Source organism: Parafrankia sp. BMG5.11, assembly GCF_004337455.1.
This window is the reverse complement of sequence record NZ_SJXI01000171.1, coordinates 1-26,166: the sequence shown is the minus strand read 5'-3', so window position 1 is coordinate 26,166 and position 26,166 is coordinate 1. Positions and strand designations below refer to the sequence as shown.

The 26,166-nt window shown below is 69.9% G+C and carries 25 protein-coding genes and 4 pseudogenes; 16 read left to right on the top strand and 13 right to left on the bottom strand.

Going from position 1 to position 26,166, the window contains the following annotated elements; all coding sequences use genetic code 11:
- Positions 1-4 precede the first annotated feature (4 nt).
- The 5 genes from E0504_RS48985 to E0504_RS53930 all read right to left on the bottom strand — a co-directional run bounded on the left by E0504_RS48985 (position 5) and on the right by E0504_RS53930 (position 6,616).
- Complete coding sequence (locus tag E0504_RS48985) at positions 5-1,576, bottom strand: ABC transporter substrate-binding protein (RefSeq protein WP_112106637.1); 1,572 nt, start codon at positions 1,574-1,576, stop codon at positions 5-7.
- 169 nt (positions 1,577-1,745) lie between these two features.
- Entirely contained in the window at positions 1,746-2,645 is a 900-nt protein-coding gene (locus E0504_RS48980; RefSeq protein WP_112106636.1) for an ABC transporter permease, read from the bottom strand.
- Positions 2,642-3,595 carry an ABC transporter permease gene (locus E0504_RS48975; RefSeq protein WP_112106635.1) on the bottom strand — a complete coding sequence of 318 codons (954 nt, stop codon included), beginning with the start codon at positions 3,593-3,595 and terminating at the stop codon, positions 2,642-2,644. The genes E0504_RS48980 and E0504_RS48975 overlap by 4 nt, the downstream gene beginning before the upstream one ends.
- A gap of 1,552 nt (positions 3,596-5,147) precedes the next feature.
- On the bottom strand, positions 5,148-5,918 hold the full coding sequence (locus E0504_RS53935) for an ABC transporter substrate-binding protein (protein ID WP_306769444.1): 771 nt from the start codon (positions 5,916-5,918) through the stop codon (positions 5,148-5,150).
- Positions 5,915-6,616 carry a hypothetical protein gene (locus E0504_RS53930; RefSeq protein WP_306769443.1) on the bottom strand — a complete coding sequence of 234 codons (702 nt, stop codon included), beginning with the start codon at positions 6,614-6,616 and terminating at the stop codon, positions 5,915-5,917. The genes E0504_RS53935 and E0504_RS53930 overlap by 4 nt, the downstream gene beginning before the upstream one ends.
- Before the next feature lie 622 nt (positions 6,617-7,238).
- Here E0504_RS53930 and E0504_RS48965 point away from each other — a divergent pair.
- A complete protein-coding gene (locus tag E0504_RS48965; protein ID WP_112106634.1) occupies positions 7,239-7,880 on the top strand; it encodes a TetR/AcrR family transcriptional regulator in 642 nt (213 codons plus the stop codon).
- A gap of 97 nt (positions 7,881-7,977) precedes the next feature.
- Here the strand turns inward: E0504_RS48965 and E0504_RS48960 are convergent, their stop codons facing one another.
- Entirely contained in the window at positions 7,978-9,201 is a 1,224-nt protein-coding gene (locus E0504_RS48960) for an RtcB family protein (RefSeq protein ID WP_071063256.1), read from the bottom strand.
- Between the two features lie 364 nt (positions 9,202-9,565).
- Between E0504_RS48960 and fabG the strand changes: the two genes are divergently transcribed.
- Complete coding sequence (gene fabG, locus E0504_RS48955) at positions 9,566-10,327, top strand: 3-oxoacyl-ACP reductase FabG (RefSeq protein WP_112106633.1); 762 nt, start codon at positions 9,566-9,568, stop codon at positions 10,325-10,327.
- 88 nt (positions 10,328-10,415) lie between these two features.
- Here fabG and E0504_RS48950 read toward each other — a convergent pair whose 3' ends face one another.
- A complete protein-coding gene (locus E0504_RS48950) occupies positions 10,416-11,303 on the bottom strand; it encodes a fumarylacetoacetate hydrolase family protein (protein ID WP_071063252.1) in 888 nt (295 codons plus the stop codon).
- A gap of 187 nt (positions 11,304-11,490) precedes the next feature.
- Between E0504_RS48950 and E0504_RS48945 the strand changes: the two genes are divergently transcribed.
- Positions 11,491-12,708, top strand: a complete 1,218-nt coding sequence (locus tag E0504_RS48945; RefSeq protein WP_131627998.1) for an acetyl-CoA C-acetyltransferase — start codon at positions 11,491-11,493, stop codon at positions 12,706-12,708.
- Between the two features lie 77 nt (positions 12,709-12,785).
- Here E0504_RS48945 and E0504_RS48940 read toward each other — a convergent pair whose 3' ends face one another.
- Positions 12,786-13,943, bottom strand: coding sequence for an acyl-CoA dehydrogenase family protein (locus E0504_RS48940; protein ID WP_131628022.1), 1,158 nt, complete (start codon positions 13,941-13,943; stop codon positions 12,786-12,788).
- A 229-nt stretch (positions 13,944-14,172) separates the two neighbouring features.
- Between E0504_RS48940 and E0504_RS51080 the strand changes: the two genes are divergently transcribed.
- From E0504_RS51080 to E0504_RS48915, 8 genes and pseudogenes are all read left to right on the top strand, one after another.
- The gene (locus E0504_RS51080; protein WP_160144284.1) at positions 14,173-14,316 is read left to right on the top strand and encodes a hypothetical protein; all 144 of its coding nucleotides are present in this window, start codon (positions 14,173-14,175) and stop codon (positions 14,314-14,316) included.
- Positions 14,301-14,501: pseudogene (locus E0504_RS54845) on the top strand (CoA transferase); the annotation flags it as partial. The gene E0504_RS51080 and the pseudogene E0504_RS54845, both read left to right, overlap by 16 nt.
- A gap of 86 nt (positions 14,502-14,587) precedes the next feature.
- Positions 14,588-14,746, top strand: coding sequence for a hypothetical protein (locus E0504_RS53260; RefSeq protein WP_235014047.1), 159 nt, complete (start codon positions 14,588-14,590; stop codon positions 14,744-14,746).
- Positions 14,747-14,762: 16 nt separating this feature from the next.
- Positions 14,763-15,047, top strand: a complete 285-nt coding sequence (locus tag E0504_RS53255; protein WP_131627996.1) for a DUF4158 domain-containing protein — start codon at positions 14,763-14,765, stop codon at positions 15,045-15,047.
- Positions 15,048-15,642: 595 nt separating this feature from the next.
- Complete coding sequence (locus E0504_RS48925) at positions 15,643-16,578, top strand: RNA polymerase sigma factor (RefSeq protein ID WP_160144282.1); 936 nt, start codon at positions 15,643-15,645, stop codon at positions 16,576-16,578.
- Between the two features lie 135 nt (positions 16,579-16,713).
- Positions 16,714-17,466, top strand: a pseudogene (locus E0504_RS48920) (tyrosine-type recombinase/integrase); the annotation flags it as partial.
- The gene (locus tag E0504_RS54840) at positions 17,409-17,759 is read left to right on the top strand and encodes a tyrosine-type recombinase/integrase (protein ID WP_368672080.1); all 351 of its coding nucleotides are present in this window, start codon (positions 17,409-17,411) and stop codon (positions 17,757-17,759) included. The pseudogene E0504_RS48920 and the gene E0504_RS54840, both read left to right, overlap by 58 nt.
- Before the next feature lie 399 nt (positions 17,760-18,158).
- The gene (locus E0504_RS48915) at positions 18,159-18,989 is read left to right on the top strand and encodes a class I SAM-dependent methyltransferase (protein ID WP_235014051.1); all 831 of its coding nucleotides are present in this window, start codon (positions 18,159-18,161) and stop codon (positions 18,987-18,989) included.
- A gap of 139 nt (positions 18,990-19,128) precedes the next feature.
- Here the strand turns inward: E0504_RS48915 and E0504_RS48910 are convergent, their stop codons facing one another.
- Together E0504_RS48910 and E0504_RS48905 are read right to left on the bottom strand one after the other, a co-directional pair.
- On the bottom strand, positions 19,129-19,449 hold the full coding sequence (locus tag E0504_RS48910; RefSeq protein ID WP_131627992.1) for a hypothetical protein: 321 nt from the start codon (positions 19,447-19,449) through the stop codon (positions 19,129-19,131).
- Positions 19,450-19,477: 28 nt separating this feature from the next.
- Positions 19,478-19,825 carry a CHAT domain-containing protein gene (locus E0504_RS48905; protein WP_112106626.1) on the bottom strand — a complete coding sequence of 116 codons (348 nt, stop codon included), beginning with the start codon at positions 19,823-19,825 and terminating at the stop codon, positions 19,478-19,480.
- Between the two features lie 104 nt (positions 19,826-19,929).
- Between E0504_RS48905 and E0504_RS48900 the strand changes: the two genes are divergently transcribed.
- From E0504_RS48900 to E0504_RS48880, 5 genes are all read left to right on the top strand, one after another.
- Positions 19,930-20,700 carry an NYN domain-containing protein gene (locus tag E0504_RS48900; protein ID WP_112106625.1) on the top strand — a complete coding sequence of 257 codons (771 nt, stop codon included), beginning with the start codon at positions 19,930-19,932 and terminating at the stop codon, positions 20,698-20,700.
- Between the two features lie 353 nt (positions 20,701-21,053).
- Positions 21,054-21,452: a hypothetical protein gene (locus tag E0504_RS48895; RefSeq protein WP_112106624.1), complete on the top strand. Its 399-nt coding sequence runs from the start codon at positions 21,054-21,056 to the stop codon at positions 21,450-21,452.
- Between the two features lie 49 nt (positions 21,453-21,501).
- Positions 21,502-21,729, top strand: coding sequence for a hypothetical protein (locus E0504_RS48890; protein ID WP_112106623.1), 228 nt, complete (start codon positions 21,502-21,504; stop codon positions 21,727-21,729).
- Positions 21,726-22,697: a hypothetical protein gene (locus tag E0504_RS48885; protein WP_131627988.1), complete on the top strand. Its 972-nt coding sequence runs from the start codon at positions 21,726-21,728 to the stop codon at positions 22,695-22,697. The genes E0504_RS48890 and E0504_RS48885 overlap by 4 nt, the downstream gene beginning before the upstream one ends.
- A 784-nt stretch (positions 22,698-23,481) precedes the next feature.
- The gene (locus E0504_RS48880) at positions 23,482-23,784 is read left to right on the top strand and encodes a DUF6342 family protein (RefSeq protein WP_112106621.1); all 303 of its coding nucleotides are present in this window, start codon (positions 23,482-23,484) and stop codon (positions 23,782-23,784) included.
- A 180-nt stretch (positions 23,785-23,964) separates the two neighbouring features.
- On the opposite strand, the pseudogene E0504_RS48875 reads toward E0504_RS48880, so the two are convergent.
- The 3 genes and pseudogenes from E0504_RS48875 to E0504_RS48865 form a co-directional block, all read right to left on the bottom strand.
- Positions 23,965-24,333 (bottom strand): annotated as a pseudogene (locus E0504_RS48875) (pyridoxamine 5'-phosphate oxidase family protein); the annotation flags it as partial.
- Positions 24,334-24,335: 2 nt separating this feature from the next.
- Positions 24,336-24,512, bottom strand: a pseudogene (locus E0504_RS48870) (IS701 family transposase); the annotation flags it as partial.
- Between the two features lie 28 nt (positions 24,513-24,540).
- On the bottom strand, positions 24,541-26,166 hold a 1,626-nt coding region (locus tag E0504_RS48865; RefSeq protein ID WP_131627986.1), incomplete at its 5' end, for a recombinase family protein.

The following is a 26,166-nucleotide window of genomic DNA, read 5'->3' as shown; positions in this document are numbered from 1 at the left end:
ACGGCTACTTCTTGATCCAGAGTTCCTCGACCAGCAGCGAGCCGCTGCCGTACTGGACGATCCCGCCGACCTTGGCGGTGCCGATCGCCGCGTTCGTCGACCGCTGGTAGAACACGACCGGGCTCAGCGCGACCAGCCGCTTCTGCACCGTCGCGTAGGCGTCCTTGCGGTCCGCCTCCGTCGTCGCGGTCCGACCCGTGAGCAGCGCGTCCGAGAGCTCCTTGTCCTTGACGCCGGACAGGTTCGCCACGGAGTCCTGGCTGAACGCCTGCCACAGCCGCGGCTCCGGGTCCTGGAAGGACGCCGACGAGACGAGCAGGTCGAAGTCGAAGGTCGTGCGCAGCGCCGCGACCTGGCCGAGGTCGACGATCTTGACGGAGACCGTGATGTTCTTGAAGGCGCTCAGCTGGGCCTGGATGTTCTCCGCGATCGCCCGGTTCTCCGAGGACGGGAAGCTGGAGAAGGTGAACTTCACCGGCTTGCCGTCGGCGGCGAGCTCGTCGAGGAGCTTCTGGGCGAGAGCCTTGTCCGTCTTGTGTAGCGGCGTGTCCGAGAAGAGGGGCGAGGTCTTGTCGAACAGCGTGTCAGGCATGGGGGCGGTGCCGTTGTAGGCGGCGAGGTTGAGCGCGTCGAGGTCGATCGCCGCCGACACCGCCCGGCGGGCGCGGATGTCGTCGAACGGCGCCCGGCGCGAGTTGAACGCCATGAAGTTGCCGCCGTTGAGGGTGGTCACCACGGCGTTGAGATCGGACGTCTCAGCCTTGTCGATGTTGACCGTGTTCGTGTCGATCGCGACGTCGGCGCCGCCGCTGATCACCGTGTTGAGGCGCTGGGTGGCGTCGACCGCCGAGCGCATGGTGAGGCGGTCCAGGTAGGGCTTGGGCGCGTCCCAGTACTTGGGGTTCTTGACGAACTTGATGTCCGCCTGGCGGGTCCAGCTCGCCAGGGTGAACGGCCCTGCGCCGATCGGGTTCTTGTCGAAGGAGTCCCGTCCGGCCTTCAGGGCGTCGGGCGAGGCGATCCAGTTCAGCGACGAGTTCAGGACGGCCTGGGCGTACGCCGGCACGGGGCTGACCATCGTGGCCTTCAGCGTGACGTCGTCGACCACCTCGGTCGACTCGATCATCCGCGCGTCCACGACGTAGGAGGAGCCGACGGTCGGGTCCTTGATGCGGTCCCAGTTGAACTTGACGGCCTCCGCGTTGAGCGGGGTGCCGTCCGAGAACACCAGGCCGGGCTTCAGCTTCAGCGTGAAGGTCTTGCCGTTGTCAGTCGTGGCGAACGACTCGGCCATCGTGTACTTGACCTTGCCGGCCTCGTCGGTGATCATCAGCGTGCCGTACAGCGCGTTGCCGACCGGGGCGGTGATCGCGGCCTGGTTGCTGAGGGTCGCCGGGTCCAGGCTGCGCGGGTCGCTCAGCAGCAGGATCCGGCCCTCGCCGCCGGCGACCGGCTGGCCCGCGGCGCCGCTCGTCGACGAGGCGGTGTCGTCACCGCCTCCACCACCACAGGCCCCCAGGGCGAGTGCCGCGCCGCACACGACAGCGGTGGCGACTAACCGGGACTTACGGAACATCGTTGACCTTTCGTCAGCTCTAGAAACGGAGAGTGTGGAACGGAAGCCGTGCAAACGGCGGGTGGGGGCAGCGCCGTTTGTTCACGGCCCAGGCGGTGCGCGCTGGGAAGAGCCAGTCGCGCACGCCAAGTGGGGTGCGTTCGGTCGCGCGTCCTGCTCGGGCGGGTCGTCAGTCGCGCATCGTCCGGTCGAAGCGGCTGCGCAGGTGGTCGCCCGCCTGGTTGAGCGCGAAGACGGTGAAGAAGATGACGACCGCCGGCACCAGCACCATGTGCGGGGAGTCGGCGATGGCCTCCTTGCCGTCGGAGATCATGCCGCCCCAGCTGGGCTGGGGCGGCGGGATGCCCATCCCCAGGAAGCTCAGCGACCCTTCGGCCACGATCAGCGCGGCCATCACGACCGGCAGGAACGCGCCCAGCGGTGGCAGCAGGTTCGGGAGGATCTCCTTCACCAGGATCCGTGTGTGCCCCGCGCCCATGTTGCGGGCGGCGGTGACGAACTCGCGGGACGACCAGGCGAGGGTGTTCGCCAGCGCGAGCCGGACGAACGTCGGGATGATCAGGAGTGTCAGGCCCACCAGCAGCGTCCGCACGCTCGGCGTGAGGATGGACGACAGCGCCAGGAGCAGGATCAGCGGCGGGAACGCCAGCATCGCGTCGGTGATCAGCCGGATGATCCAGTCGACGGCCTTGCCGAGGTAGCCGGCGAGCATGCCCAGCAGGGTTCCGATGACGGCCCCGATGAGGCCCGCCACGGTTCCGACCAGGAGCGAGACGCGCGCGCCGTACACGCATCGCGACAGGATCGACCGGCCCTGCTGGTCGGTGCCCAGCCACAGGTCGAACGAGCTGAAATCCGGTCCCTGGCGCGGCTTCCCGATGGGAATGGAGTACGACGCCAGCGGCAGCACGTCCGCCAGCGCGGCGAGCGCGATCACCGCGATCAGCCAGACGTACGCCAGGTACACCAGGATCGAGCGGGACTTTCGCACCGCCGGGACGATCGGCGTGTCCAGCGCCGGGGCCGGCGGTAAGTGGACCTCGCGGTCCACCACGTCGGGGGTGGTCATGCGTTGGCAGCCTTCCTGACGCGCGGGTCGAGCCAGCCGTAACTGAGATCCACGAGCATGTTGATGACCACGTAGACCACGGCGATGAACACGACGATGCCCTGAACGGTGATGATGTCGCGGGCAGTGATCGAGTAGACGACGAGCTGGCCCAGGCCCGGCAGCGAGAACAGGGACTCCACGATCACCGTGCCGCCGATCAGCCGGCCCAGGTTGATGCCCACGAGGGTGACCAGGGAGAACGAGGACGGCCGCAGGGCGTGGCGGGACATCACGTAGGACGGGCTCATGCCCTTGGCGCGGGCCGCCCCGATGAAGTCCTCACGCAGCGTGCCGACCAGGTCGGTGCGCAGCAGCCGGTGGAAGGACGCGATCTCGGTCAGGGAGATCGCGAGGACGGGCAGGATGGCGCCGCGGAGGTTGTCTCCGAGGCCCTCGCTGACGCGCGACCAGCCCGTCACCGGGAACCACCCGGCCTGCAGCGCGAAGAAGTAGATCATGACCGGGCCCGCGATGAAGGCGGGTACGGAGAGGAACACCGAGGACAGCGCGGTGATCGCCCGGTCGATCGGAGTACCCGGCCAGCTTGCGGACACCACCGCCAGCAGTACGGCGACGAGCAGCGCGAAGACCAGAGCCATCGCGGCGAGCTGCAGGGTGACCGGCAGCCGCTCGACGATCGCGTCCAGGACGGGTTGGTTGGTCACCGGGGAGGTGCCCAGGTCGCCGGTGACGGCGTTGCCGAGCCAGTGCGTGTACTGCGACCACAGAGGCCGATCGAGTCCCAGCTTGGCGTTCAGAGCGGCGATGGCATCCGGTGTCGCGTTCTCCCCCAGGATGACGGAGGCCGCTGACCCCGGAGCCAGGCTCAGTAGCGCCACGGCCCCCATGGTCACGAGTAAGACCACCAGCAGGCTACGGCCTACACGTCTCGCAACAGTGAGCAGCATGCAGCTCGCTTCCTTGATCCTTCGAAGGTCGCACGGACAACGACTGAACCGGTCTGCGTAACGTCACCGACGGCGAATACGCCGATATCTCTCGGACAGAGTTATAGCCGGTGATCACGCCGTTGCCAACATTTCGGGTGTCCCGGTGTCACCTCCGTCCGCACCGTCACTGACCAGCCCATCGTGGGCCAGAGTAGGGCTCGGTGGCACCCCCCGGCGATGTTGATCTTGTGGGCCCAGTGGTGGTCGCGACATATCGGACACGTCGTTCCCGTGGGGGGAACCCATATATCGCTGTTATGAAAATGCCGTTCTGTGCAAGTTTTCGGTCCATTGGAGAATTCTTTTCTAAGCATTCTTTTGGTGCCTGGCCGGGTGGCGTTGACGGCTGCCCGTGCATGTTGCTGTGAGGAAGCTCTCGTGGTTCGGGTGGTGCGGGGGAACGGTGACCCAGGCCACTGCTCGTCGCCACTGAAACGGGGTGGGGAACTCGCCGGGTGGGGTGTCGAAACGAAGATCCCGTGATTTCCATCACGGCCGGATGCGGCCGGGTCGGGCGGGACTGGAGTGCGGGTCGTTCGCGCTGCAAGGAGGCCTGGCCCGTGGCGTCCTGGTGAGCAGTCAGGGGTGGCCCGTCGTGGCCGGGAGCGCATGGTCGGGACGTCCCGTGGTGCCGGATCGGCACGGTCGGCGCCGCCGGTCCGCCGCGCTGGCCGCTGGGCGGTGCCAAGCCGCCGGCACCCACCGGTACAGCGGTTTTGGACGCCCGGGCGGCCGGGCCGGCGCGGTCCCATCCCGCCCCCGCCGACCGGCGCGGGCGGCCGCGGCCCCCGGTGCCGCCCGCGCGCGGGGCCCGGACGGCGGCCCGGCGGCCGCGGTCGGGCGCCGCCCGGCACGGCGTGGCCGGCGTCCGCGTGGCCGCCGGGAACAGGTCGCTGCCAGGCCGGGAACAGGGGGGAATCAGGCAGATATGCGGCCTGGTTTGGTGCGGTCCACTAGTGCGGACCGGTCCTCGGGAAGTACGAATCCCGCACTGATCGTGACATCGGCCGCGGCCCGGCGGCGCTTCTCATAAATCCGGGTGAAGGGCGGTTCTCGGCCGGTCGTGAAGCGGGCGGCGGCAGCGTCGAACCGGCTGGCCGACAATTGGTTGAATGATTCTGTCCCGGGTCGCCGGCCGGCACCGTGACAGGGGTGTCAACTGGCGGCATGGGAATACCGCCGAACGTGATCCGTCCGGGTCGGGATGCATGCCGGCGGTCAGCGCTCGGCTGTCTCCGGGCAGGGCGAGACCGGCCCCGGTCGCCCGGCACCGCGAGGCCCGCCCGCGACGCCGGGCCGCCCCGTGGGCACGATCGCGGTGCCGGTGCCGGTGCCGGTGCCGAGTGTGGCTGCGTCGTCGTCTCCCGAGGGTGCGGCCCGCCCCCGCGAGCGCGGCGCGGAGGATCGGCGGCGGCGCCGTCGTGCTCGCGTCCGCGTCGCCAGGCTCGCGCCCGCGGGATCCGGCCACCTCGCGTCAGTTCTCCGATGGGCGGAGTGGGTGAGTACTTCTTCACTTGTGGTCGAGAGTGGGAGCGCGGCGGATGGCGCTCGCGTCCACGAGCTCGGCGGACGAGATGCACGAGGCGGCGGCGCGGGGATCCCGGTTGCCGGGTGTGCCGCCGTCCACTGTGTTCCTGATCCGTCCGGTCGAGGTGACGATCGGCCTGGTCGGCCTCAGCTGATGCTTGGCGGGCCGGGGCTCGGACCGCGACCGGTCGTTGTTCGGCCAGCAGAAGAAGAGATCCTTCTCCGTACCGCCCACGACCTTGAACTTCCCGTTCCGCACCTGGACCACGGCGAAGCACTCCTGTTTGTAGTCGTGGGTCGCCGGGTCGTCCTGCGTCGGGCTTTCGTGCTGGCGGCTCCAGCCGATGGGATTGATCAGGCCGTCCGCGCTGTACTCGGTCATGACGTTCGTCGCGGCGATGACCTTGGCGCGGTCAAAGGAGGGTCCGGCGGCGAGAATTCCCTGGTAGGCGAGGTCGGCGTCGATCCAGTCGTTCATCGCGGCCTCGGTGGGCTCGGCGCCGGTCTCGTTCATCCACTTGAAGTAGTCGGCGAGCGCGCTGCCGCTCGCGTCGGCCTCGAACGGGCGGAAGGCGACGCCGATGTAGTCCCCCTCGAACAGGTCGCCCGCCGCGGCGACGAACTTCTGGTCATAGGTGTTCGGATGGTAAAGCGGGATGTCGCCCATGCCCTGGCGCTCGAGCTCCTGTGTCAGCGTCTTCATGCCGTTGAGGTCGAGGCAGGTGCCGATCATGTCGGCGCCGGCACGCTTCATCGCGGAGCCTCGGGGCCGATCCCGTTCGGCAGGCCGAAGGCCAGGTCGTCGTTCTTGTACACGACCTCCTGGCCGGTCTTGTCGTGGTAGAGCTCGATCGTGTCGGTGATGGTCGACGCGCAGCGCTTCGAGCTCTCCGAGACCCCGTAGCCGAGGGCGCCGATCTTCTTAGCGCCGGCGAGCTCCGCCGCGTACGTGAAGGTCCGGTTCGTGCACTCCAGGCAGGTCACTCCGGCGTTGCCGAAGATCGAGTCCTGGCCGGCCATGGCCTGCGGCTGGATGGCCCACACGTACTGCGGGACGCCGGCCTTGGCCAGGTCACCCCAGCAGGTGGGCAGCTGCGCGGCGCCGAAGTCGGCGAACGTGTCGTTCTTGGTGATGATCTGCAGCGCGCCCTGCTGGTTCTGCCCGAGCGCGTCGTCGATCTCGGTGGTGACGGTCAGCCTGCGGCCGTGCACCCCACCCGTGCTGTTACGGAAGGCGAAGCAGGCCTTGATCCCCCGGGAGAAGCAGTCGAGCATGCAGGAGCCGGTCGGGTTGTTGGTCTTCGTGCCGAGAACCGAGAAGCGGATCTCGTCCTGGGTGACCCCCGGCGCCCCGTTCACCGTCAGGTCGGGCGCGGCCGTCGTCTCCCCGCCGTCGGCGTCGTCGCTGGAACTGGAACTGGAACAGGCGGTGAACGCCAGGCCCAGGGTCATCAGTAGACCCAGTAATCGTGTCGGCGGGTACCTGACTTCTTCATCGGGATGATTCATCCTCTGTTTCCAGGCGCGGGGGCTGCTTCCAGGTGGGCGGCACGGCTCGGTGTCGGCTCGACGGCTGGTGACGGCGATGCGGAACGGGCGGTCCGAGACCGCGAAGGCGGGCAATCCTGATGCCTGGTTCGACGGCATTCAGGATGATCTGACCGGGGAGCATAGCGCCATTCGTGCGAGAAGTCTCGCCTTAAAGTGGTGTGCCGCCGTCCTGGACTCCGGGCGCCAAGGCCCCCGGATCATGCCTGGTGACCCGGTTCGTCGGCCGGTGTCGGGACGCGGCGACGTGAGCGTCCTGCGGGCGCGGGTGGGTCTCCGGAAGGTCTTGGGGAGTGAGCACTCACCATTTCTGGTCCGGCTGCGTCCCGCAGGGAGCCCGCCGCGCGGGACGGCGTCCCGTCCGGGAACTGGCAGACTGGCCAGGCAGGGCAGGCGAGCCCCCAGACCGAGGCAGGTGCCGCGATGCGCAACGACCGCACGTTCCACGGTCGTGGCTAGACCCGCGCGCGATCCGGCGGCGTCACCCACGGCCGGGCCGCCGGCGTCCACCGGGGCCGAGCGGGCGGTGCCATCGGCGGCCGAGCCGGCGGTGCGACCCGAGGGTGAGCAGTCGGAGTCGGGCCGCCGTTCCTACGACAGCCCCGTGCGCCGTCAGCAGGCCGAGCGGACCCGGGAACGCATCGTCGCGGCCGGAGCCGAGATGGTCCACGGGTTCCCGAGCTGGGACTGGCGTGAGCTGACCGTGCGGGCCGTCGCCCGGCGTGCCCAGGTCAACGAGAGCACGATCTACCGCTACTTCGGCAGCGAGCGGGGGCTGCGTGACGCGGTGATGCGCCACCTCGAGCAGGAGGCCGGCGTGGACGTGGACACCCTCCGCCTGGACGCCTTCGGCGACGTCATCGGCCGGGTCTACTCCTATCTCTCGTCGTTCCCCACGAGCGGCGGGCCGACCGGCGACCCGACGTTCGCGGCGCTCGACCGGCGCCGCCGCGACGCGCTCGTCGCCGCCGTGGCCGCCGCCGCGGACGACTGGTCGCCGGCCGAGTGCGAGCTCGTCGCCGCCGCCCTTGACGTCTTCTGGAGCGTGCCGTCGTTCGAGCGCCTGATCACCGTGTGGGAGCTGGACGCCAGCCAGGCGAGCCGCGTCGCCGGCTGGGTGATCGAGCTGATCCGCGGCGCCGTCCGGGACGGCCACGGACCGCGCTGACCCGCGTCCGCCCGGCGGCCCGGCGCCCGCCGGCAACGCAGCGCCCGCCCGGCCAGCGGAGCGCGGACCGGGCGGACGCGGGCTGGTCCGGGTCGGGTCAGCCCTTCACACAGAGGACGGCGCGCAGCTCGGCGGCGACGTCCACGAGATCGCTCTGGTGGGCGATGACGGCGTCGATGTCCTTGTAGGCGGCGGGGATCTCGTCGAGGACTCCGGGGTCCTTGCGGCACTCGACGCCGGTGGTCTGGGCGACGAGGTCGTCGGTGGTGAACTCCTTGCGGGCACGGGTACGGCTCATCCGCCGCCCGGCGCCGTGCGCGGCCGAGTGGAACGACTCGGCGCTACCGAGGCCGCGGACGATGTATGAGCGGGTGCCCATGGAGCCGGGGATGATCCCGTACTCGCCGGCCCGGGCCGAGATCGCGCCCTTGCGGGTGACCAGGACGTCCGCTCCGTAGTGGTGCTCCTCGGCGACGTAGTTGTGGTGGCAGTTGACCGCGGCGAAGGCGGTGTCGGCGGCGTGCGGCCCGTGCGTGGGCGGGGTCGGCACGCGCAGCGTGGGCAGGTGGTCGCGCAGCGCGTCGACGTAGAGAGCGAGCATGGTGTCGCGGTTGCGGCGCGCGTAGGTCTGCGCCCAGGTGAGGTCGGCCCGGTAGGCGGCCATCTCGGGGGTGCCGGCGAGGAAGACGGAGAGGTCCCGGTCGCGCAGGCCGGTGTTGTGCGGGAGCTTCTTCGCGGCCGCGATGTGCAGCTCGGCGAGGGTCTTGCCGATGTTGCGCGAGCCCGAGTGCAGCATGAGCCAGACGGCGTCCTCGGTGTCCAGGCAGAGCTCGACGAAGTGGTTGCCCGAGCCCAGGCTGCCCATCTGCGCCATCACCCGGTCTATGCTGCCGCTGCGCCCGGTGACCTTGGGGTGCAGGTCGCCGAAGGTCCCCCACAGGTCGGCGTAGCCGCGGACCCGGCGGGAGATCTCGGTGTGCCCGCGATGGCCGACGGGGATGGCCGCCTCGACCGCGGCCCGTACCGGCCCGAGGTCATCGGGCAGGTCGGCGGCGGTCAGGTTGGTCCGCAGCGCGGCCATCCCGCATCCGATGTCGACGCCGACGGCGGCCGGGGAGACGGCGTCACGCAGCGCGATCACCGAACCGACCGTCGCGCCCTTGCCGAGGTGGACGTCCGGCATGACGGCGACGTGGTGGTGGACGTAGGGGAGTTCCGCGATGGTGCGGAGCTGGTCGAGCGCGGCGCTTTCGACCTCCTGTGGAGAGGTCCACATCCAGATCGGCGCGGTCGCTCCCGCCAGCTCGTGGACGGGGGTCACGGGGCATCACTCCTCGGTCACGGCGCGGGACCGGTGCCCCGCGTGCCGCCGAGATCAACGATGGCCGGTTTCCGTGCCGACGGCCATTCAATTTCCGTTGGCCCGGCGGATCCCCTCCCCGCGGAGCAGGTCGTTCGGACTGATCCGCGGGGCGGGGATCCGCCGTTCGAAGCCCGGCGTCAACCCGTTACCCGTGAGGCCCGCCGGGCAGGTCGTCGCCGTCCTGGACGCGTCGGTCGTCGGCGCCTGACAGACTTTCTCGGCGACCCGGTCTCCGCCCGGTCTCGCCCGGTTCCAAGCGGTCCCGGGGCGGCCCGGTCGCCATTCGTCCGACAAGCGAACGTCATCGTGCGAGGAGACCAGCATGCCCGCTGCCCAGGACCGCGTCGCGATCGTCACGGGGGCCGCCCGCGGCATCGGTGCCGCCACGGCGCGCCGGCTCGCCGCCGACGGCATGGCCGTGGCGGCGCTCGACCTGGAGGAGAGCGCGTCGAAGGGCACCGTCGAGGCGATCGTCGCCGCCGGCGGGACCGCGATCGCCCTCGGCGTGGACGTGAGCGAGGCCGAGCAGGTCACGGCCGCGGTGGAGCGGGTGGCCGCCGAGCTCGGCGGGCCGACCGTCCTGGTGAACAACGCCGGGATCACCCGCGACAACCTGCTGTTCAAGATGTCCGAGACCGACTGGGACCTCGTCATGGGGGTGCACCTGCGGGGCACGTTCCTGACGACCCGCGCTGTGCAGAAGTTCATGGTCGAGGCGGGCTTCGGGCGGATCGTGAACCTGTCGAGCACGTCGGCGCTGGGTAACCGTGGCCAGGCGAACTACTCGGCGGCGAAGGCGGGCCTGCAGGGATTCACCAAGACGGTGGCGATCGAGCTCGGGAAGTTCGGCGTCACCTGCAACGCGGTGGCGCCCGGTCTGATCGCGACCGAGATGACCCGGGCGACGGCCGAGCGCCTGGGGCACACGTGGGACGACTACGCCGCCGCCCGCGCGGCCCAGATTCCCGTGGCCAGGGTCGGCGAGCCCGAGGACATCGCCCACACCGTCTCGTTCCTGGTGAGCGAGGGCGCGGGATTCGTGTCCGGTCAGGTGATCTACGTCGCCGGTGGGCCGAAGGCGTGAACGTGCCCGGTGACCCCGGCCCGCGTTGACGCGGAACACGGGTGTGGTGGGCCGACCCGACCCGCCACGGGTTCGGCCCACCGCCGGGTCACGGCCGGGCGGACGCGTCCACGACCGGGTTGCGGATCGTGCCCACCCGCTCGATCCACACCTCGACGACGTCACCCGGACCCAGGTAGCGGGGCGGCTTGCGGATGTAGCCGACCCCGGCGGGAGTTCCGGTGATCAGGATGTCACCCGGGTTGAGGGTCAGGGTGCGGCTCACGAACGACAGGATCCGGCCGATCGAGAAGATCATGTCGCTGGTGTCGCCGTCCTGTACCACCTCGCCGTTGACGCGGGTGACCAGCCGCAGGCCCGCCGCCGGATCGCCGACCTCGTCGGCGGTCACGACGGGCCCCATCGGCCCGCTGCGGTCGGAGTTCTTGCCCAGCGTCCACTGCGCCGAGGCGCCCTGGGCGCGGCGGGCGCTGAGGTCGTTGAACACCGCGTAGCCGAACACGCCGCGCAGGGCGGCGTCCTCGTCGACATCGGTCATCCTGGACCCTACGATGACGGCGAGCTCGCCCTCCCAGTCCAGGCCCCGCTCGCCCGGCGGGACGGGGACGGGGGTGCCGTCCACCGTCAGGGACGCGGTCCACCGGCCGAAGATCGGTGGCCGCCTGGGCAGTTCCAGCCCGGTCTCCGCGGCGTGCGCATGATAATTCAGCCCCATGCCGAGGATCCGGGCTCCGGCCGGTACGGGCGGGACGAGCTCGACGTCGGCGAGGTCATGCTCACCGGCGGTCATCCGGCGGGCCTTCGCCGTCCAGTCGGCGAGGTCTCCGTAGAACTCGTCGACGTCGGCGACGCGGGCGACCCGGGGGCGTTCGTCCCCGGCCGTGCCCATGGGCCCGCCCTGCGGGCCGGCCCCGTCGGCACCGAACACCAGGCCGACCACGACCCGCCGTCCGTCCCGCAATCCCACGAACCGCATCGAACCCGTCCTCCCTCCCACCCCGACACCGGCCGCCCCGGCTCGGATCGGACACCGGAATTGTGCACCACGGGACGCCAGGAAGCCGGCGCCCGCGTGTTATGACAGCGACATCGTTCTGGTCCAGTTCACCTCCGGCGCCACACATCCGGTCCCCCCGGGCCACCCGACAACTAACGGAGGACTCATGCGTGAGGCGGTCATCTGCGAACCGGTGCGCACCGCGGTCGGGCGCTACGGCGGTGCGCTCGCGGCGCTGAGCGCGCAGGCGCTCGGCGCGGCCGTGCTGCGCGGCCTGCTGGACCGGACCGGCCTGCGGTCAGCGGACATCGATGACGTGATCTTCGGGTCGTGTTATCCGACGATGGAGGCACCCGCGCTTGGCCGGGTGGTCGCCCTCGACGCCGGCCTCGACGTCACCGTCGCGGGCCTGCAGCTCGACCGCCGCTGCGGATCGGGCGTGCAGGCGGTCACGACGGCCGCGATGCAGGTCCAGACCGGAGTGGCCGACGTCGTGATCGCCGGGGGAGCGGAGAGCATGAGCAACGCCCCCTTCTACTCGACCCGGATGCGCCGGGGGTCGGGCGGCGGGGACGTCACGCTGCACGACGCCCTGGCCCGCGGCCGGGTGACCGCGGGCGGCGCGAACTTCCCCGTCCCGGGCGGGATGATCGAGACGGCGGAGAACCTGCGGCGGGAGTACGGGATCTCGCGCTCCGAGCAGGACGAGTTCGCGCTGCGGTCGCATGTCCGGGCCGTGGACGCGCAGGCCGCCGGTCGGTTCGCGGACGAGATCGTGTCGGTGTCGGTGTCGGTGTCGGGTCGCGGCGGTTCGGTCGTCGTGGACGTCGACGAGCATCCCCGCGCCGACGCCAGCCTCGACACGCTCGCCGCGCTGCGCCCGATCATGGGTAGGACCGACCCGGAGGCCACGGTCACTGCGGGCAATTCCAGTGGGCAGAACGACGCGGCGTCGGCGTGTGTCGTCACCCATCCGGAGGCGGCGAGGCGACTCGGCCTGCGTCCGCTCGGTCGGCTGGCGAGCTGGGCGGTCGCCGGTGTGGAACCCGCGAGGATGGGGATCGGACCCGTTGCGGCCACGGCGAAGGCGCTGGAGCGGGCGAACCTCAAGCTCGCCGACATCGACCTGATCGAGCTCAACGAGGCCTTCGCGGCGCAGGTGCTCGCCTGCACCCGGGAGTGGGGGCTCACGACCTCGGACCTGGACCGGCTCAACGTCAACGGTTCCGGGATCTCGCTCGGTCATCCCGTCGCGGCGACCGGTGGCCGGATCCTCGCGACCCTGCTCCACGAGATGGAGCGCCGGGACGCCCGGTACGGGCTGGAGACCCTGTGCATCGGCGGCGGCCAGGGGATCACCGCGATCTTCGAACGGGTCGGCTGATTCGGGTCGGCCGACAGCGCGGGGCCGCCTCGAACCGGGTCGGCCCCGCGCTGTCGGCCGTCACCTGCCGTTCGCGCCTACCTGACGCCGGCGTCGCGCAGGAGCTGACGTGCGATCACGATCTGCTGGATCTGGCTCGTGCCCTCGTAGATCCGGAACAGCCGGGCGTCACGGTAGAAGCGCTCGACCGGGACTCCGCGCATGTAGCCCGCCCCGCCGTGGATCTGCACCGCCCGGTCGGCGACCCGCCCGACCGCCTCGGAGGCGAAGTACTTCGCGCACGAGGGGCCGATCCGGGTGTCGCTGCCGTCGTCGAACCGGGCGGCCACGTCGACGACGAGCGCCCGCGCCGCGTAGAGGTCGGTGGCGGAGTCGGCGAGCAGTCCCTGCACGAGCTGGTGGGTACCGATCACGCCGCCGCCCTGCACCCTGGTCGCGGCATAGGACACGGACTCGTCGACCAGCCGCTGGGCCAGCCCGACGCACAGCGCGGCGATGTGGATCCGGCCGTGGGCCAGGCAGCGCATCGCGGTCGCGTAGCCGCGGCCCACCCCGTCCTCGCCGCCGATCACCGCCGACGCCGGGACCCGCACGTCAGCCAGCAGGACGTCCGCCGTCCACGCGCCCGCCTGGCCCATCTTGTGGTCCTTTGGGCCGACGCTCAGCCCCGGCGCGTCGCGTTCCACCATGAACGCCGTGATGCCGTGCCCGCCCTCGGCACCGGGGTCGGTGCGGGCGAAGACCATGAAGACGTCGGCCAGCGGCGCGTTGGTGATGAAGCGCTTGGCACCGTTGATCACCCACTCGTCGCCGTCGCGGCGCGCGGATGTCGCCAGGCCCGCGGGGTCGGAGCCGGCGTTCTCCTCGGTGAGGGCGAACGCGGCCGTCCACTCGCCCGAGGCGATCAGCGGCAGGTAGGCCTTCTTCTGTTCCTGGGTGGCGCCCTCGAGCAGGACGTGGCCGGCGATGCCGTTGTTGGTCCCGAACATCGAGCGGAAGGCCGGCGTGGTGTAGCCCAGCTCGAAGACGAGCTGGACCTCAGCGCTCATGTCCAGCCCCAGGCCGCCGTACTCCTCGGGGACGGCGAACCCGAACAGGCCCATCGCCGCCGCCGCACGGCGCAGGTCGGGCGGGATCGCGTCGGTCCGCTCGATCTCCGCCTCCGCCGGGACCACGCGCTCGCGCACGAAACGCCGGGTCGAGGCGATGACCTGCCGCACATCATCATCGAGCACGAGATCTCCATCCAGGTCTGGTCCGCTCACGGTCCACGGTCCACGGTCGGCGGGCCGGATGAGCGTCCCGCCACCCGCCACCCGTGTCCATCGACCGTGGGCCGTGGGCCGTGGGCCGTGGGCCGTGGGCCGTGTCGACACCGGCTCAATAACCGCATACTTTATCTAATCTGAGCGTGCGGTCGCTCCCTCGGCGGTCGCGCCGGCCGAGGCGACCATGGGACGGGCAATGTATGGATCTTCCAGCCGTGGGACCGGCGCGGAGGGCGGCGAGACGACCGGCGTCATGGCCGGCGTACGGGTCGTCGAACTCGCCTCCTGGGTCTTCGTCCCCACCGCCGGGGCGGTGCTGGCGCAGTGGGGGCCGACGTGATCAAAATCGAGCACCCCTGGCTCGTCGGCCAGGCGACACGCCCGGCCCCGGCGGGCGGTTCGCCCGACCCGCTGGATGAACTGCTGGAGCGGGCGAACCGTGGCAAGAGGAGCATCGCGCTCGACATCACCCAGGCCCCGGGGCGCCGGGTGCTCCGGGGCCTCGCCAGCCGCGCGGACGTCTTTCTCACGGACTGGCCGGACGAGGTCCGCCGGCGGGAGCAGGTGGACGTCGCGGACCTGCGCCTGTCATCTACGCCCACGGGGCCGGTGTGCCGCTCGACGACGCCCCCGGGCGGTTTGAGCGCGCCGAGACCGCCCGGACCTCGTCGGTGGACCGGACGGCTCCCGTCGGGCCGCCTGCCGCCGGGGCCGCCGACGAGACGGCGGACGTCCCGCGCTCGCTCAGCTCGGTCGTGCCGGGCCTGTAGTCGCCGGAGGAGACCCGTGGTCGTCCGCCAGATCGACGAGGGCGAGTTGATCATTGACTGGATGCTGGTCGGCGATGAGCTGGCTCAGGTGGCCGGCAAGCGTGGACCGACCCGTCTCGGCTTCGCGCCGATCTTGAAGTTCTTCACCCGGTACGGCCGGTTCCCTCGTGGCCGTGGCGAGTTGCGCGACGAGGCGATTGCCTTTGTGACCCGGCAGGTGGGGGTGCCTGCCGCCGATCTGGGTTTCTTCGAGTGGCAGGGGCGTTCGAGTACCACCGTGCCCAGGTCCGGCGGGAGATGAGCCGGGAAGAGGTTGGACCAGACGAGTAAAGGAAATCGACGTCGGTTGCCACGTACGTTCCGAGGTCGGCCCGTCGGGCCGGCCCGGGAGCGGAAGGGCGACTAGCCGATGGTGGAGTTGAACGACCCAATGTCCCTGCTGGGAACCATGGCCTGTGGCCAGGTGGCCGGGCGTCTGCTCGAGGCGGGGACGCGGTGGCTGTGGGCTCGTGGCCGGGCGGCGCTGGCCCAGTGGGTGCGGCGTCTGGCGACCAGCCCGAACCCAGACCAGGGCGGGGAGCGAGGCGCCTAAACACACCAGGTCCGGGGGCTGGCAGGCACAGGGGTGCGTCTGCCAGCCCCGGTTTCGGAGGCCTCCGAAAAATCTTGAAAATCGTTTGTAAATGGTTCGGTGCGTCAGCGCCTCGTACCCGGTGTCCGCCGCTTCCGTCGAGGAAGTGGTACCCGACCCGAAAGCAGGCCACCCCCGATGTCCGTTGATCCCGTGCCGCTGGTAGTGATGGCGTCATGACGCATGCTCGTTGGCTGTCGTTCCGTGGACTGCGGACGACGTGTGGCGGCGTCCGCGGTCTGCCGGCCTGGGGATAGGGGGTTCGGTGAGCAGCAAGCCCAAAGAGAGCGAGTATGCAGACGGGGCGGTGCCGGAGCAACCCAAGTCGCAGCCCGCTCCGGCGACCGGACGTCCCCTCGATCGGAAGGCGAACTCGAACGACGAGAAAGCCAGGGCACTCGAGCCGGTGAGCCTGGAGGTTGCAGCTGCCGTCGACGGCACCTATCGGGAACACGCCGAGCACCTGCGGGCGTTCGTGCGCCGGCAGATGTCCATCCACGGGCTGAGCGACTCCCAACTCGACGCCGAGGGCGTGGTACACGAAGCCTTCACTGAGACGCTGTCCCATTGGGGGAAGATCGATAATCCGGCCGCCTACCTGTTTACGATCGTGCGGCGGATGGTCGGCCGCGCGGCGCCGAGGGCCGGCCGAGTCTCCGCGACCGACACCGCGGACCTCGACCAAGCCATGGGCCGCGGCAGATCCACCCTTACACTGCGTGCCACGACTGAGGACGCCGCCGCCGCACGCAACGTCATGGAAGCGATCGGACGGCTGCCGGACCGGCAAGGCGTCGCGACCTACCTGCGCCACGTCGAAGGCTGGTCGCAGGCCGAGATCGCGGACCTGCTCAACTGCGCACCGAGCACGGCCGGGGTGCAGGTCCACCGTGGAGTGCAAGCCGTACGTAGCAGAGTGCTCTTCTGCATCCTGCGGGCTTGGCGAGACGCTGTCGTGGCCAAGCGCGACGAACAGCACGCCGTCGACGAGGAAAAGGAGACTCCTGCTCCGCGCGTTCTGATAACACATCTCGGCAGGCGTCAATCGATTGCGATCGCGCTGATCATGCTCGGGGTGATGGCGCCTGTGATCGCGATATTTGCGGGTCTGCCTGTCGCGGAGATCCACCGGTACGGTCTGGTGTTGTTCGCCCTCTACGAGGCTGCCCTCTACGCGGCTGGTGGTCACGATCGCGAGTAAGGGCGGGCTGTGAAAGTGCCCGCCGTCGGCGGGGCGATGCGTCGATCAGGCCCGGTCCTGATCATAAAAGCACATGATAAGAGAAGTTATCGTGTACTTAAAGTGATCAATCTCAGGTGATGGAAGGCGGGCAAGGTGACCGGAGCCGAGCCCGTCCTCCCGCCGTCGGTACTGGTGCTGCCAGCGGCGATCGGCGCGCTCGGCGAGTCGGTGCTCGCTGCCGCCACCGCCGGCTGGCTGCGCGAGCACACCGACGCCCCGACCAGCCAGCGTGCCTACCTGCGCGACCTCGCCGGCTGGCTCGACTGGTGCGCCGAGCACGGCGTCGACCCGACCGCCGCCCGACGCCCGGACGTCGCCGCCTGGCTCGAACAACTCGCCACCGAACCCCGGCCAGCGACCGGCCGGCCACTGGCGCCGGCATCGCGGGCCCGGGCACTGGCTGCGGTGTCAAGTTGGTACGGCTACCTGCTCGACCTCGACGAGGACCTGGTCGACCGCAACCCCGTCACCGTCCGCCGCCCGACCGTCAGCCGGCACCGCTCAGCCACCGTCGGACTCACCGAAGCCCAGGCCCGTGACCTACTCGCCGCCGCCGACGCCGACCCCTACCCGGCCGCAGTGCGGACCCGGGCGCTGATCCGGCTGCTACTCGAGACTGGGCTGCGGGTCGCCGAGGCCTGCGCCCTGGACGTCGCCGGTTACGGCCACAACCGCGGCCACCGCACCCTGCGCTACACCGCCAAGGGCGGCCAGACCATGGAACGCGCTGTGCACCCCGACACCGCTGCCGCCCTCGACGCCTACCTCGCCGACCGCGCCGCCGACACCTGCATCCCACTCGATCAGCTCACCGGCCCGCTACTCGTGACCTCCACTGGCCGCCGCATCGACCAGCCCTATGTCTTCCGCCTGGTCCGCCGACTCGCCCGCGCCGCCGGCATCCCCGGCTGGCGGAAGGTCTCTCCCCGCACTCGCTGCGCCACGCCTTCGCCACCGTCTACCTCGACCGCGGCGGCAACCCCCGCGACCTCCAAGACGCCATGGGTCACGCCAGCCCTGCCACCACCCGCCGCTACGACCGCGACCGGCAGAACCTCGACCGTGACGCCGCCTACACCGTCGGTGCCGCCCTCGCCCGCCGCGCGCCCGTCGACGATACGAACACAGAGGCTCTGTAGATCATCTCCGAATTGCGGCTGGTGACAGCTTCCTTACCGGGGGTCGAGACTGGCAGAGTCGCGTGTTCGAGTGACCTGAATTCGCAAGATCGATACCGATGATCGTGACTGGCGGTAAGGGTGATCACTGTCACGTGACGGCTGGCGGGGCCGGTCGTATCTTGCCGTGGTCGCTGGGGCGTCTGAAGGCCCGCCGCTGACTGGCCGTTGATTGCGAGCTGGGTATGCGGACCGCCCGACCGCTTATCGTGGATCATGCTCGGTCGAGTGTCGCGTGTCCCATGGCTCGCCCGGCGACCGCGCGGGCTGCTCGTGGCGCCCGAGGGTCGGACCGGCCGGCAGCGTCAACGCTAGGTTGACGCCGACTTGCCGTCAACTTAGGGTTGACGCGTGACGGAGCTGAAGCGAGAGCCTGACCTGGTAGACGCGGAGACCGGCGTGGGCCACGCGAACGAGCCGCATCGTGCGCGGCGGGTGGCGGAATCGTTCGGCGTCGACGCCGAACGTTATGACCGGACGCGGCCGAGCTATCCGGAAGCGTTGGTCGCGCGGGTGGTGGCGGCCAGTCCCGGGCCTCGGGTGGTCGACGTCGGCTGTGGCACGGGCATCGTGGCCCGCCTGTTGCGTGCGGCGGGCTGCCAGGTGCTGGGGGTCGAGGTGGATGCGCGGATGGCCGAGTTCGCGAGACGGGGCGGGCTGGAGGTGGAGGTCGCGTCGTTCGAGGACTGGGAGCCGGCGGGCCGGGCGTTCGACGCCGTGGTCTCCGGCCAGTCCTGGCACTGGGTGGATCCGGTGAAGGGAACGGCGAACGCGGCGCGCGCGCTGCGCCCGGGCGGTCGACTGGCCGTGTTTTGGAACGCCTTCGCACCCCCGCACGAGATAGCCGAAGCCTTTGCCTCGGTCTACCGGCACGTCGCGCCCGACCTGCCGTTCAGCCCATGGGCGGCCCCCACCCTCGACGCGGATGCCTCGTTGGCCGCCTGGGCAGTCGACGGGATGCGAGCCGCCGGCGGTTTCGGCGACGCCGAACAATGGCGGTTCGGCTGGGAACGGACGTACTCCCGGGACGACTGGCTTGACCAGGTACCCACCCACGGCGGCCACAACCAGCTCCCGACAGCCCAGCTGAACCAGCTGCTGGCCGGTCTCGGCGCCGCGTTCGACGTGTTTGGCGGCAGCATCACGATGCCCTACGTGACCCTGGCGGTCACGGCCGAGCGCACCGGGTAGCTGCCGGCGGGCGTTGCGCCCGCCCGATCGCTGGCAGGGCCGGCGTAGTGGGTCCAGGTTCCGCCGACGTCGGCGGAACCTGGACCCACTACGCCGGAGGCGACCATGACGGAAGGGGATGAAACACCGCCGTAGATCGTCAGCGACGAGGTCTCGGTGCTTGCGTATCAGCTGGCCCGGCTTGGCCGATGTCCCGTGCGCCCATGACGCTCGCAAGCTCCTTCCGGTCATTCATGGCCCAGAACAGTAGGAAGAACGCGGCCATCCCGGCGAGCAGCCCGATGGAGTACCACCCGAACGCGTCACTTTGATTGGGGTCGAACAGTCCGGTCACCGCCGCGCCGCCGATGGCGCCGATCACCGTGACGATGTCGGTGACGGCCGTCCTGTGGGTGCGAATCAGTGTGCGGTAAGTGATGTAGCCGACCACAACGCCGAAGCAGCAGGCGCCGGCGGACATGATGTGCGAGCTTCCCACGCGTTTGCTCCTAACTGGCTGGCCGTAGGGCAAGATTGGCGAGGCAGTGGGGGGTGTAGGCCAGCCCCATGACGTTGCCCTTGCGGAGCATGGCCCACCGCGCGCCGCGCAGCGCCTCGCCAGCAGGAAGACCGTCGATAAGCCGGGTGAGCAATTCTTCCATCGCCCAGCCGGCCAGCCCCTGCTCCAGGTCCACCTCGGTGCCCACAACACCGGCGGCACCTGCCCACTGGGTGAAAGCCGGCACGAAGCTGTTCAGCGTGGCGCTGGAGAACTCGGTGGTGTGGCAACCGTTGAGGACGACCAAGGGGCGCCGGTGCGGCCAGTACGGAATGTCCCAGGCCGTCTGCGCCCACATATCGATGTCGAGCGGCCCGACGATGTAGCCGCCAAGGTCGAGGTATCGGTCGGCGCCCGCGTCCGGACTGCGTTGCTCGTAACCAAGGCCCCGACGGGAGCGAGATGAGCGTGCAGGGCACGACGGCCGCGGCAGCGCCGCTGCAGGTCGGCGTCTACATCGACGGGTTCAACCTGTACTACGGCGGCCGTGGGCTGATGGGCGGTGCCGGCAAGCCGGGCTGGCGCTGGCTCGACCTGCGTGCCCTGGCCGCCTCGATCGTCGCCGCACGGCCGGAGTGGGCCGGGGCGCAGATCGCCCGGGTGGTGTACTGCACCGCGCCGATCGACGGCGCGAGCAACCCCAGCGGCGCCGCCGACCAGGAGATCTACCTGCGGGCGCTGCGAGCCGCCTACGCCGTCGACGAGATCACCAAGGGCCGGTACATCACCAAGGTCGTGAGAGCGCCGTTGGCCGTGCCGGGCCCGAAGGGTCAGCCGGTCCTGGCCACCTCAGACTGGCCGGTGATGATCCAGGACCCGGCCGGTCAGCCGGTGCGCGACGCCCGCTTCCTGGTCTCCGTCGCCCAGCGGGAAGAGAAGGGCTCCGACGTCAACGTCGCCTCCCACCTCTTGCTCGACCTGCTGCACCAGCGGATCACCGCCGCCGTCGTGATCAGCAACGACAGCGACCTCGCCTTCCCGGTAGCTCAAGCCCGCGAGCTCGTGCCCGTCGGCGTGGTCAACCCCAGCAAGGGCTACCTCGCCGGAGCGCTGCGCGGCGTGCCGCACACCGGCGTGGGCCGGCACTGGTGGTACAGCCTGCGCACCACCGACCTCACAGCGGCGCAACTCCCCACACAGCTTGGCGCCCTCACCCGCCCACCTGGATGGTGAGTTTTGACAGCGAGCACCGCGCATGCCAAGCTCGCCGTCTAGACCACCCGGCCCCCTCGCGGGCCGGGTTTTTCCTTTTCGCGATCAACTGCTCCGCCGCGCTAGGCCACACGCATCGACGGCTCAAGCCACATCGCCGCGATGACAAGGCCTGCGGCACCGGGCACCGCCTCGCGCCGACTTGCGTGCCCTCCTACCGGGGCACAGCAGGACAGTGCGCGCCACCTGAGCGGATACCCCGCTGCTCTCCCAAGATTTTTTCGAACTGATACGCGGTTCGGTGTCGCGTCGGGCCCACCGCCTGTCCCTTCCTTCGGTACCTGCCAGTTGACCGAAGGAACCGGGTGATCCCCATGGATGATGACCGCTACCACGACGACACCGGCGAGGTCCGCTCCTGGTGGCGTACCCCCACCTCGGACGACGAGTACTACGACCCGTGGAGTCACATGCCGTCCGCGGGGGCGCAGCCCATCCCGAGCCTGGGCCAGGGCGACGAACAGCTGCTGGCCGCTCCCGAGCCCCGCGAGAACCCCGTACGCACCGCCCTCGCGGTCGTCGCCATCGGCCTCGGGCTCGCGCTCGTCGTGTTGCTGCTGCGTCACTGGGTCGACGGTGACGACAGCCAGTCGGGACGGTCCGTCGCGCAGAACCTCGGCGCCGCCAGCCTGTTCCTGGCCGCCCCGATGCCCACGACGTTGAGCAACCTCGACAAGACCCTCGTGATGGTTGCCTCTCATGACCAGAGCTGAGACCCGCGGCCACGAATGCCTTGCACCACCCGCATCCTCGGGTTTTCAGATGATCGCAGCCGTGGTGGGTGGGGCGATGGCAGCGATGTGCGCGCTCCTGCTGGACAGGGTCGGTCTGCCCTGCCTGCTCGCGCTGGCGGCGGCACCTTTCATCGGAGGGACGATCGTCGGCATGCTGCTCCTGATCACCGCCACCCGCACGGGCCAGCCCCGCCCGTTCATCGCACCACCCGACTGCGGGGCGGGCGGCGAGCCGAGCCGGCGGGCGCTGCGATGAGCCCACAGAGCGTGCGCGAGCCATGGGTTCCCGACATCGCCGTCGTCCGCCGGCTCCACCGCCAGGAGCCGGTATGCCGCACCGCGGTGAACACCACCGGGGTGATCAATCTGCGGGGTGCGGTCTCCGTCGTCGCCGCGTTCGACCCGATGGCCGCAGCGGAGAAGACGGACGTGCACGCCTCCGCGGCGTGGGCGGAGGTACTGCGCACCCTGCCGGGGCAGCTGCAACTCACCGTCCGCCGGCCAGCGCGGCCGCTCTACCTGCACCACAGCTTCCCGACGGATCGACGGGTGTTTCTCACCTGCTACGAGCCCAGCCGCCTGTGGCCAGGTAGCCGAGCGCGCGCCGCGACGGCGGCCCGCCACCGACTCGAGCAGGCTGTGAGCCTGCTCGACACCGCCGCCCTGCCTGCCCAGGTTCTCGACACCGCCGCCCTCTCCTGCCTGCTTGGCGTTCCCGTCGACCCGGATGACGCGCTCCCGCCAGCCGCGGACATCGACCACGAGCGACGGCCGGGTGGGTTCGTGGACGGAGGGTTGATCGAGGTCGGCGACGTGTACGCAGCCACCATCGCGATTACCGACCACCCTTCCGACGGCGACCTGTGGGCGGTCCGCATGGAGGGACTGCTGGCCTATCCGGACAGGTTCGACCTCGCATTGCACCTGACCCCAGTGAAACCTGGATGGCTGCGTGTCGGCCTGTACCTGACGGTCTACGCGCCCACCCCCGACCTGCTCGCCGAGGTGCAGGACGCCGTCACCTGCCACGCGGACGCCGTCGGGTTTTCGATCCACCCGCGCCGGATCCGGCCGACGCCAGGCTGGGTCAGCACCCTGCCGCTCGGGCTGGACCTGCTCAAGATCGGGCAGGCGATCAGCGTTGACGCCTTGGCCGCAGGCCTCACCTCCGTGTCTGCCACAGCGGGGACGGTCAGGGAGGGTCTGGGCGGCCGTCGGCGCTAGCGATGATCAGAGTTCTTGCATCGCGCTGCTGGTAGCCGCCAGGGACGCCGGTGCCGGCGGCGGTCCAGACCGGTAGCGCATGCAGCCCCGGCGTCAGCCAGGTGAGCAGCGTGCGCAGCTCATGGGAAGGCCAACCGGGGGTACCAGCGTCGACAAGATCTTCAGGTGGCCGAAATGCTGGACCGCGACTGACCAGTCCCGGCCGCCGAGGTGCGCGACCGGTGGGCGCGGCTGGTCCGGGATGCGCAGGGGAAGGCCGTTTTGTAGATCGCGACTGCCTCGACCGACCGGGCCCGACTCGGGTGTGTTGACGCTCGGTAATACGCCGCGCGCATTCCGGGTTTATTTCACCCAAAAGCGACACGATTTAACTGGGTCGATATATTCCGGTGATTTCCGCGTGTCGCTGCCTCTGGCGTGTGACGCTACGTATGCGACGGTGCGATTCCATCACTACCTCTGGGGGAGAGGTTTTGTGGCGCTCATGCCTGTGACTCGGATGGCTGGATGGCCTCCCCGGGACAGGAAATACGTAGACCAAGGAAGGGGTCGTCCCCGTCCGCTGCGGCGTCTACGCACCCGTTAGCTGGTCCGATCAGGTAGAAAAAATCGGCCAGGAGGGGCCGGCGGTCGAGTAAATTTTCGCCGGAACAGGCGCGTGTTCTCTCCGCGTCGACCTCTGCAGACGTACTTCCTGCTGGTCGACGGTCAGGTCTTTTCTGGAAAAGATACAGCCTACTCCGGTCAGGAGAGGTTCCCGTACGAACGAGAACGGAGCATCGTCATGGCGGACGTTGACCTCGGATTGGCCTCGGACTGGGAAGAGGGCGACACTCACGGCCGAGTCAAGTTGCGGCAGAACCAGAAGTACCCGACCTCGCCCAAGAAGGATGTGCTCATCAGCTCGCCGGTGAGCATCGAACTCTCGGTCAACACCAACTACTCCACCTCCCAGGAAGCCGACAAGATCTTCTTCACGACCCACCACGGCAACCAGAAGAAAATCATCGCGGTACTGGACTCCAACGGAGACCTCTACATCGCTGGCCGCGTGATCGAGGGGCAGTCGAACCTGTCCTACCAGTAGGCCGGCAGTTCGGGGTGGGCCGGCTGCCGCCGCGCCCACCCCGGCGTGGTGGGGGGGGCACGGTCTACGGTGTGGCTACCGGGTCGGACAGCGGTCACACAGAGCGGAGCTGTTTTTCTGGAATCGCGGAGAGCTCCTTGGCGGCTGGTGGCACGAACCCGAACCCCGGGCCTAGTACCCGAACTCGGACTCCTCCGCGGCCAGCACCCGGGCCCGCCCGAAAATCTGGGCTCCCCGACTACTGGCCTGGCCGACCAGCGGAGCGAACACCCCGAGAGACACCCGAGGATCCGCCGCAATGTTGCGCATCTTCGGCGAGGTGAGTGACGCCGTGAACATCACCGCGAAATCGAGATGGTAGTACCGGACCGGTGTCGCCAACGGCCCCTGCGGCCCGGACGTCGCCAGCACGCACATGTTCGGGGTCCGGTAGGAACGGAGCAGAGCACCGGGCTTGGTGTCACATCTGTTGAGATCCTGTCCCGGGGCGGCACCCCTGTCGAGGGTGGCGATCAGTTTCCGGATCTCGGGTACTGTCAGTCCGATCATGCTTAGACCTGCGGGGCTAGGGCCCCTTTTACCTGCTCGGCGCGGACGGCGGCCAGCGCGGCGTAGGCGAGCATCGACAGGGTGATGTGGGCGTACCAGGCCCGGTAGTCACGGACCTGGTAGTCGTCCAGGCCGCAGGCCTGTTTCGCCTGCTGGAAGCATTCCTCAGTGAGCCACTGGTAGTGCCCCTCAAACTATGATCATCTTTCATGTCTGGGTTCCGTTCGTGCTTGGGTCTGGCTGTGCCGGGCGGGGTTGGGTCCAGCGGGCTCGGGTGTAGTAGCCGGGTGGGCGGTCACGGCGTTCGCGGAGCCGCCTGATCTCGGCGTCGTCGGCGAGGATGATCCAGGATCTGCCGTCCGGGTGGCGCTGGGCAGTGATCCATCCTCGGTAGATCCAGTTGTAGAGGGTGGCGGTCGGCATGTGCAGGGCGACGGCGAGGTCGGCCACCGACCAGCGGCCGGGGCCGGGGTTGGCCAGGGCGGTGCGGGTGTCGTGGGGGTGGTGGACCCCGATGCCGAGTCGGCGGGTGAGGGTGAGGATCTGGGCGGGGCCGAACCAGGCGGTGCGTTTGGGTGGGCGCAGCCCCTCGGTGTTGAGCTGGTCGGCGATCTGCCGGCTGGAGTGGCCGGCGTCGGCGAGTTCGGTGATCCGTTCGACGAGGTGGGGGTAGTAGGAGAGCTGGTCGAGGCGGGCGACCGGGCGGGTGGTGCGGCCGTGGGTCTGGTGCCCGCCGGCCCAGGTGATGGTCACGTCGACGAGTTCGCTGGTCCCGACGACCGCGACGGTGACCTGGTCGATCAGGGTGCGCAGGAGTTGTTTGCGGTCGGTCTGGCTGGTGGTCGGGGCGTTCCAGAGCGCGGGCAGGTCGCGGGCGAGAGCGGTGATGGCCTGGCGTTCGTCGGGGGCGAGCGCCTGCGGGCGGGCCTCGACGAAGCGCTGGTAGTCGGCGGTCAGACGGTCGAGGTCGGCCAGCGCCGTCTCCCAGTCGGTTTCGAGCTGGCGGGTGACCAGCCGGTTTTCCGGTTCGGCGAGCTGGTACTGGCGCCGGGCGCGCTGGGCGGTGTAGCGGGCGCGTTCCAGCCGCTGATGCCACAGGGCGTCCAGCTCGGCCCGGTCTGCCTCGGCGTGGGCGGCCGCGGCCAGGGAGACCTCCAACGCGGCCGGGGCGACGGCGTCGAGCAGCTGGCCGATCACGTAGCGGTCGAGCGCCGGGCCGGCGAGGTGCTGACACGGCCGGCCGGTGCCGTAGGTGGCCGGCAGGTAGGCGCAGTGATAGTTGTGCGAGGGGAACCGGCTGGCCGGGGTGTGGTAGCTGACCGTCATCCGATGTCCGCACCGTCCGCAGCGCAGCAGGCCCGCCAGCAGCGCCGATCCCGACCTGGGCGCCCCCGGCGAGGCGGCGATCTGCCGGTTGGCCTCGAGGCGGGCCAGGTTCGCGGCATACCGTTCGGTGCTGATGTAGGCCGGCATCCGGTCGGGCAGCAGCACATGCCAGTCGTCCATCGCGCGCACCACCCGCCCTGTGCTGGGCCGGCCCGCCTGTCTGCGCCGCGCATCCACGCGGCGCCTGCCGTAGGCGTAGTACCCGGCGTAGATGGGGTTGTGCAGCATGACCTGCAGGGTTTCCCGGTTGGGGCGCCGCCAGGTCAGCTCGCCCTTGTCCACCCCGCTGTGGGATCGCACCGGCAGCTGCACCTCGTGGTCGACCAGCCAGCGCAGCACCGCGTTCAACGTCCCGAGCCGGTCGAACAGGTCGAAGACCAGCCCGACCACGGTCCGGGCCTGCTCGTCCGAGCCTGTCACGATTTTGGCTCTGCCGCACTTCCGGTG

Bases quoted from the DNA above. Each gene is read 5' to 3' on its own strand.
- E0504_RS48900 (WP_112106625.1), top strand. From the start codon at position 19,930: ATGAGCGTGCAGGGCACGACGGCCGCGGCAGCGCCGCTGCAGGTCGGC.
- E0504_RS48890 (WP_112106623.1), top strand. From the start codon at position 21,502: ATGATCGCAGCCGTGGTGGGTGGGGCGATGGCAGCGATGTGCGCGCTC.
- E0504_RS48905 (WP_112106626.1), bottom strand. From the start codon at position 19,825: ATGTGGGCGCAGACGGCCTGGGACATTCCGTACTGGCCGCACCGGCGC.
- E0504_RS48895 (WP_112106624.1), top strand. From the start codon at position 21,054: ATGGATGATGACCGCTACCACGACGACACCGGCGAGGTCCGCTCCTGG.
- E0504_RS53935 (WP_306769444.1), bottom strand. From the start codon at position 5,918: ATGAAGCGTGCCGGCGCCGACATGATCGGCACCTGCCTCGACCTCAAC.
- E0504_RS53930 (WP_306769443.1), bottom strand. From the start codon at position 6,616: ATGACCCTGGGCCTGGCGTTCACCGCCTGTTCCAGTTCCAGTTCCAGC.
- E0504_RS51080 (WP_160144284.1), top strand. From the start codon at position 14,173: ATGTATGGATCTTCCAGCCGTGGGACCGGCGCGGAGGGCGGCGAGACG.
- E0504_RS48910 (WP_131627992.1), bottom strand. From the start codon at position 19,449: ATGTCCGCCGGCGCCTGCTGCTTCGGCGTTGTGGTCGGCTACATCACT.
- E0504_RS48880 (WP_112106621.1), top strand. From the start codon at position 23,482: ATGGCGGACGTTGACCTCGGATTGGCCTCGGACTGGGAAGAGGGCGAC.
- fabG (WP_112106633.1), top strand. From the start codon at position 9,566: ATGCCCGCTGCCCAGGACCGCGTCGCGATCGTCACGGGGGCCGCCCGC.
- E0504_RS48980 (WP_112106636.1), bottom strand. From the start codon at position 2,645: ATGACCACCCCCGACGTGGTGGACCGCGAGGTCCACTTACCGCCGGCC.
- E0504_RS48885 (WP_131627988.1), top strand. From the start codon at position 21,726: ATGAGCCCACAGAGCGTGCGCGAGCCATGGGTTCCCGACATCGCCGTC.
- E0504_RS48950 (WP_071063252.1), bottom strand. From the start codon at position 11,303: ATGCGGTTCGTGGGATTGCGGGACGGACGGCGGGTCGTGGTCGGCCTG.
- E0504_RS48945 (WP_131627998.1), top strand. From the start codon at position 11,491: ATGCGTGAGGCGGTCATCTGCGAACCGGTGCGCACCGCGGTCGGGCGC.
- E0504_RS48975 (WP_112106635.1), bottom strand. From the start codon at position 3,595: ATGCTGCTCACTGTTGCGAGACGTGTAGGCCGTAGCCTGCTGGTGGTC.
- E0504_RS48985 (WP_112106637.1), bottom strand. From the start codon at position 1,576: ATGTTCCGTAAGTCCCGGTTAGTCGCCACCGCTGTCGTGTGCGGCGCG.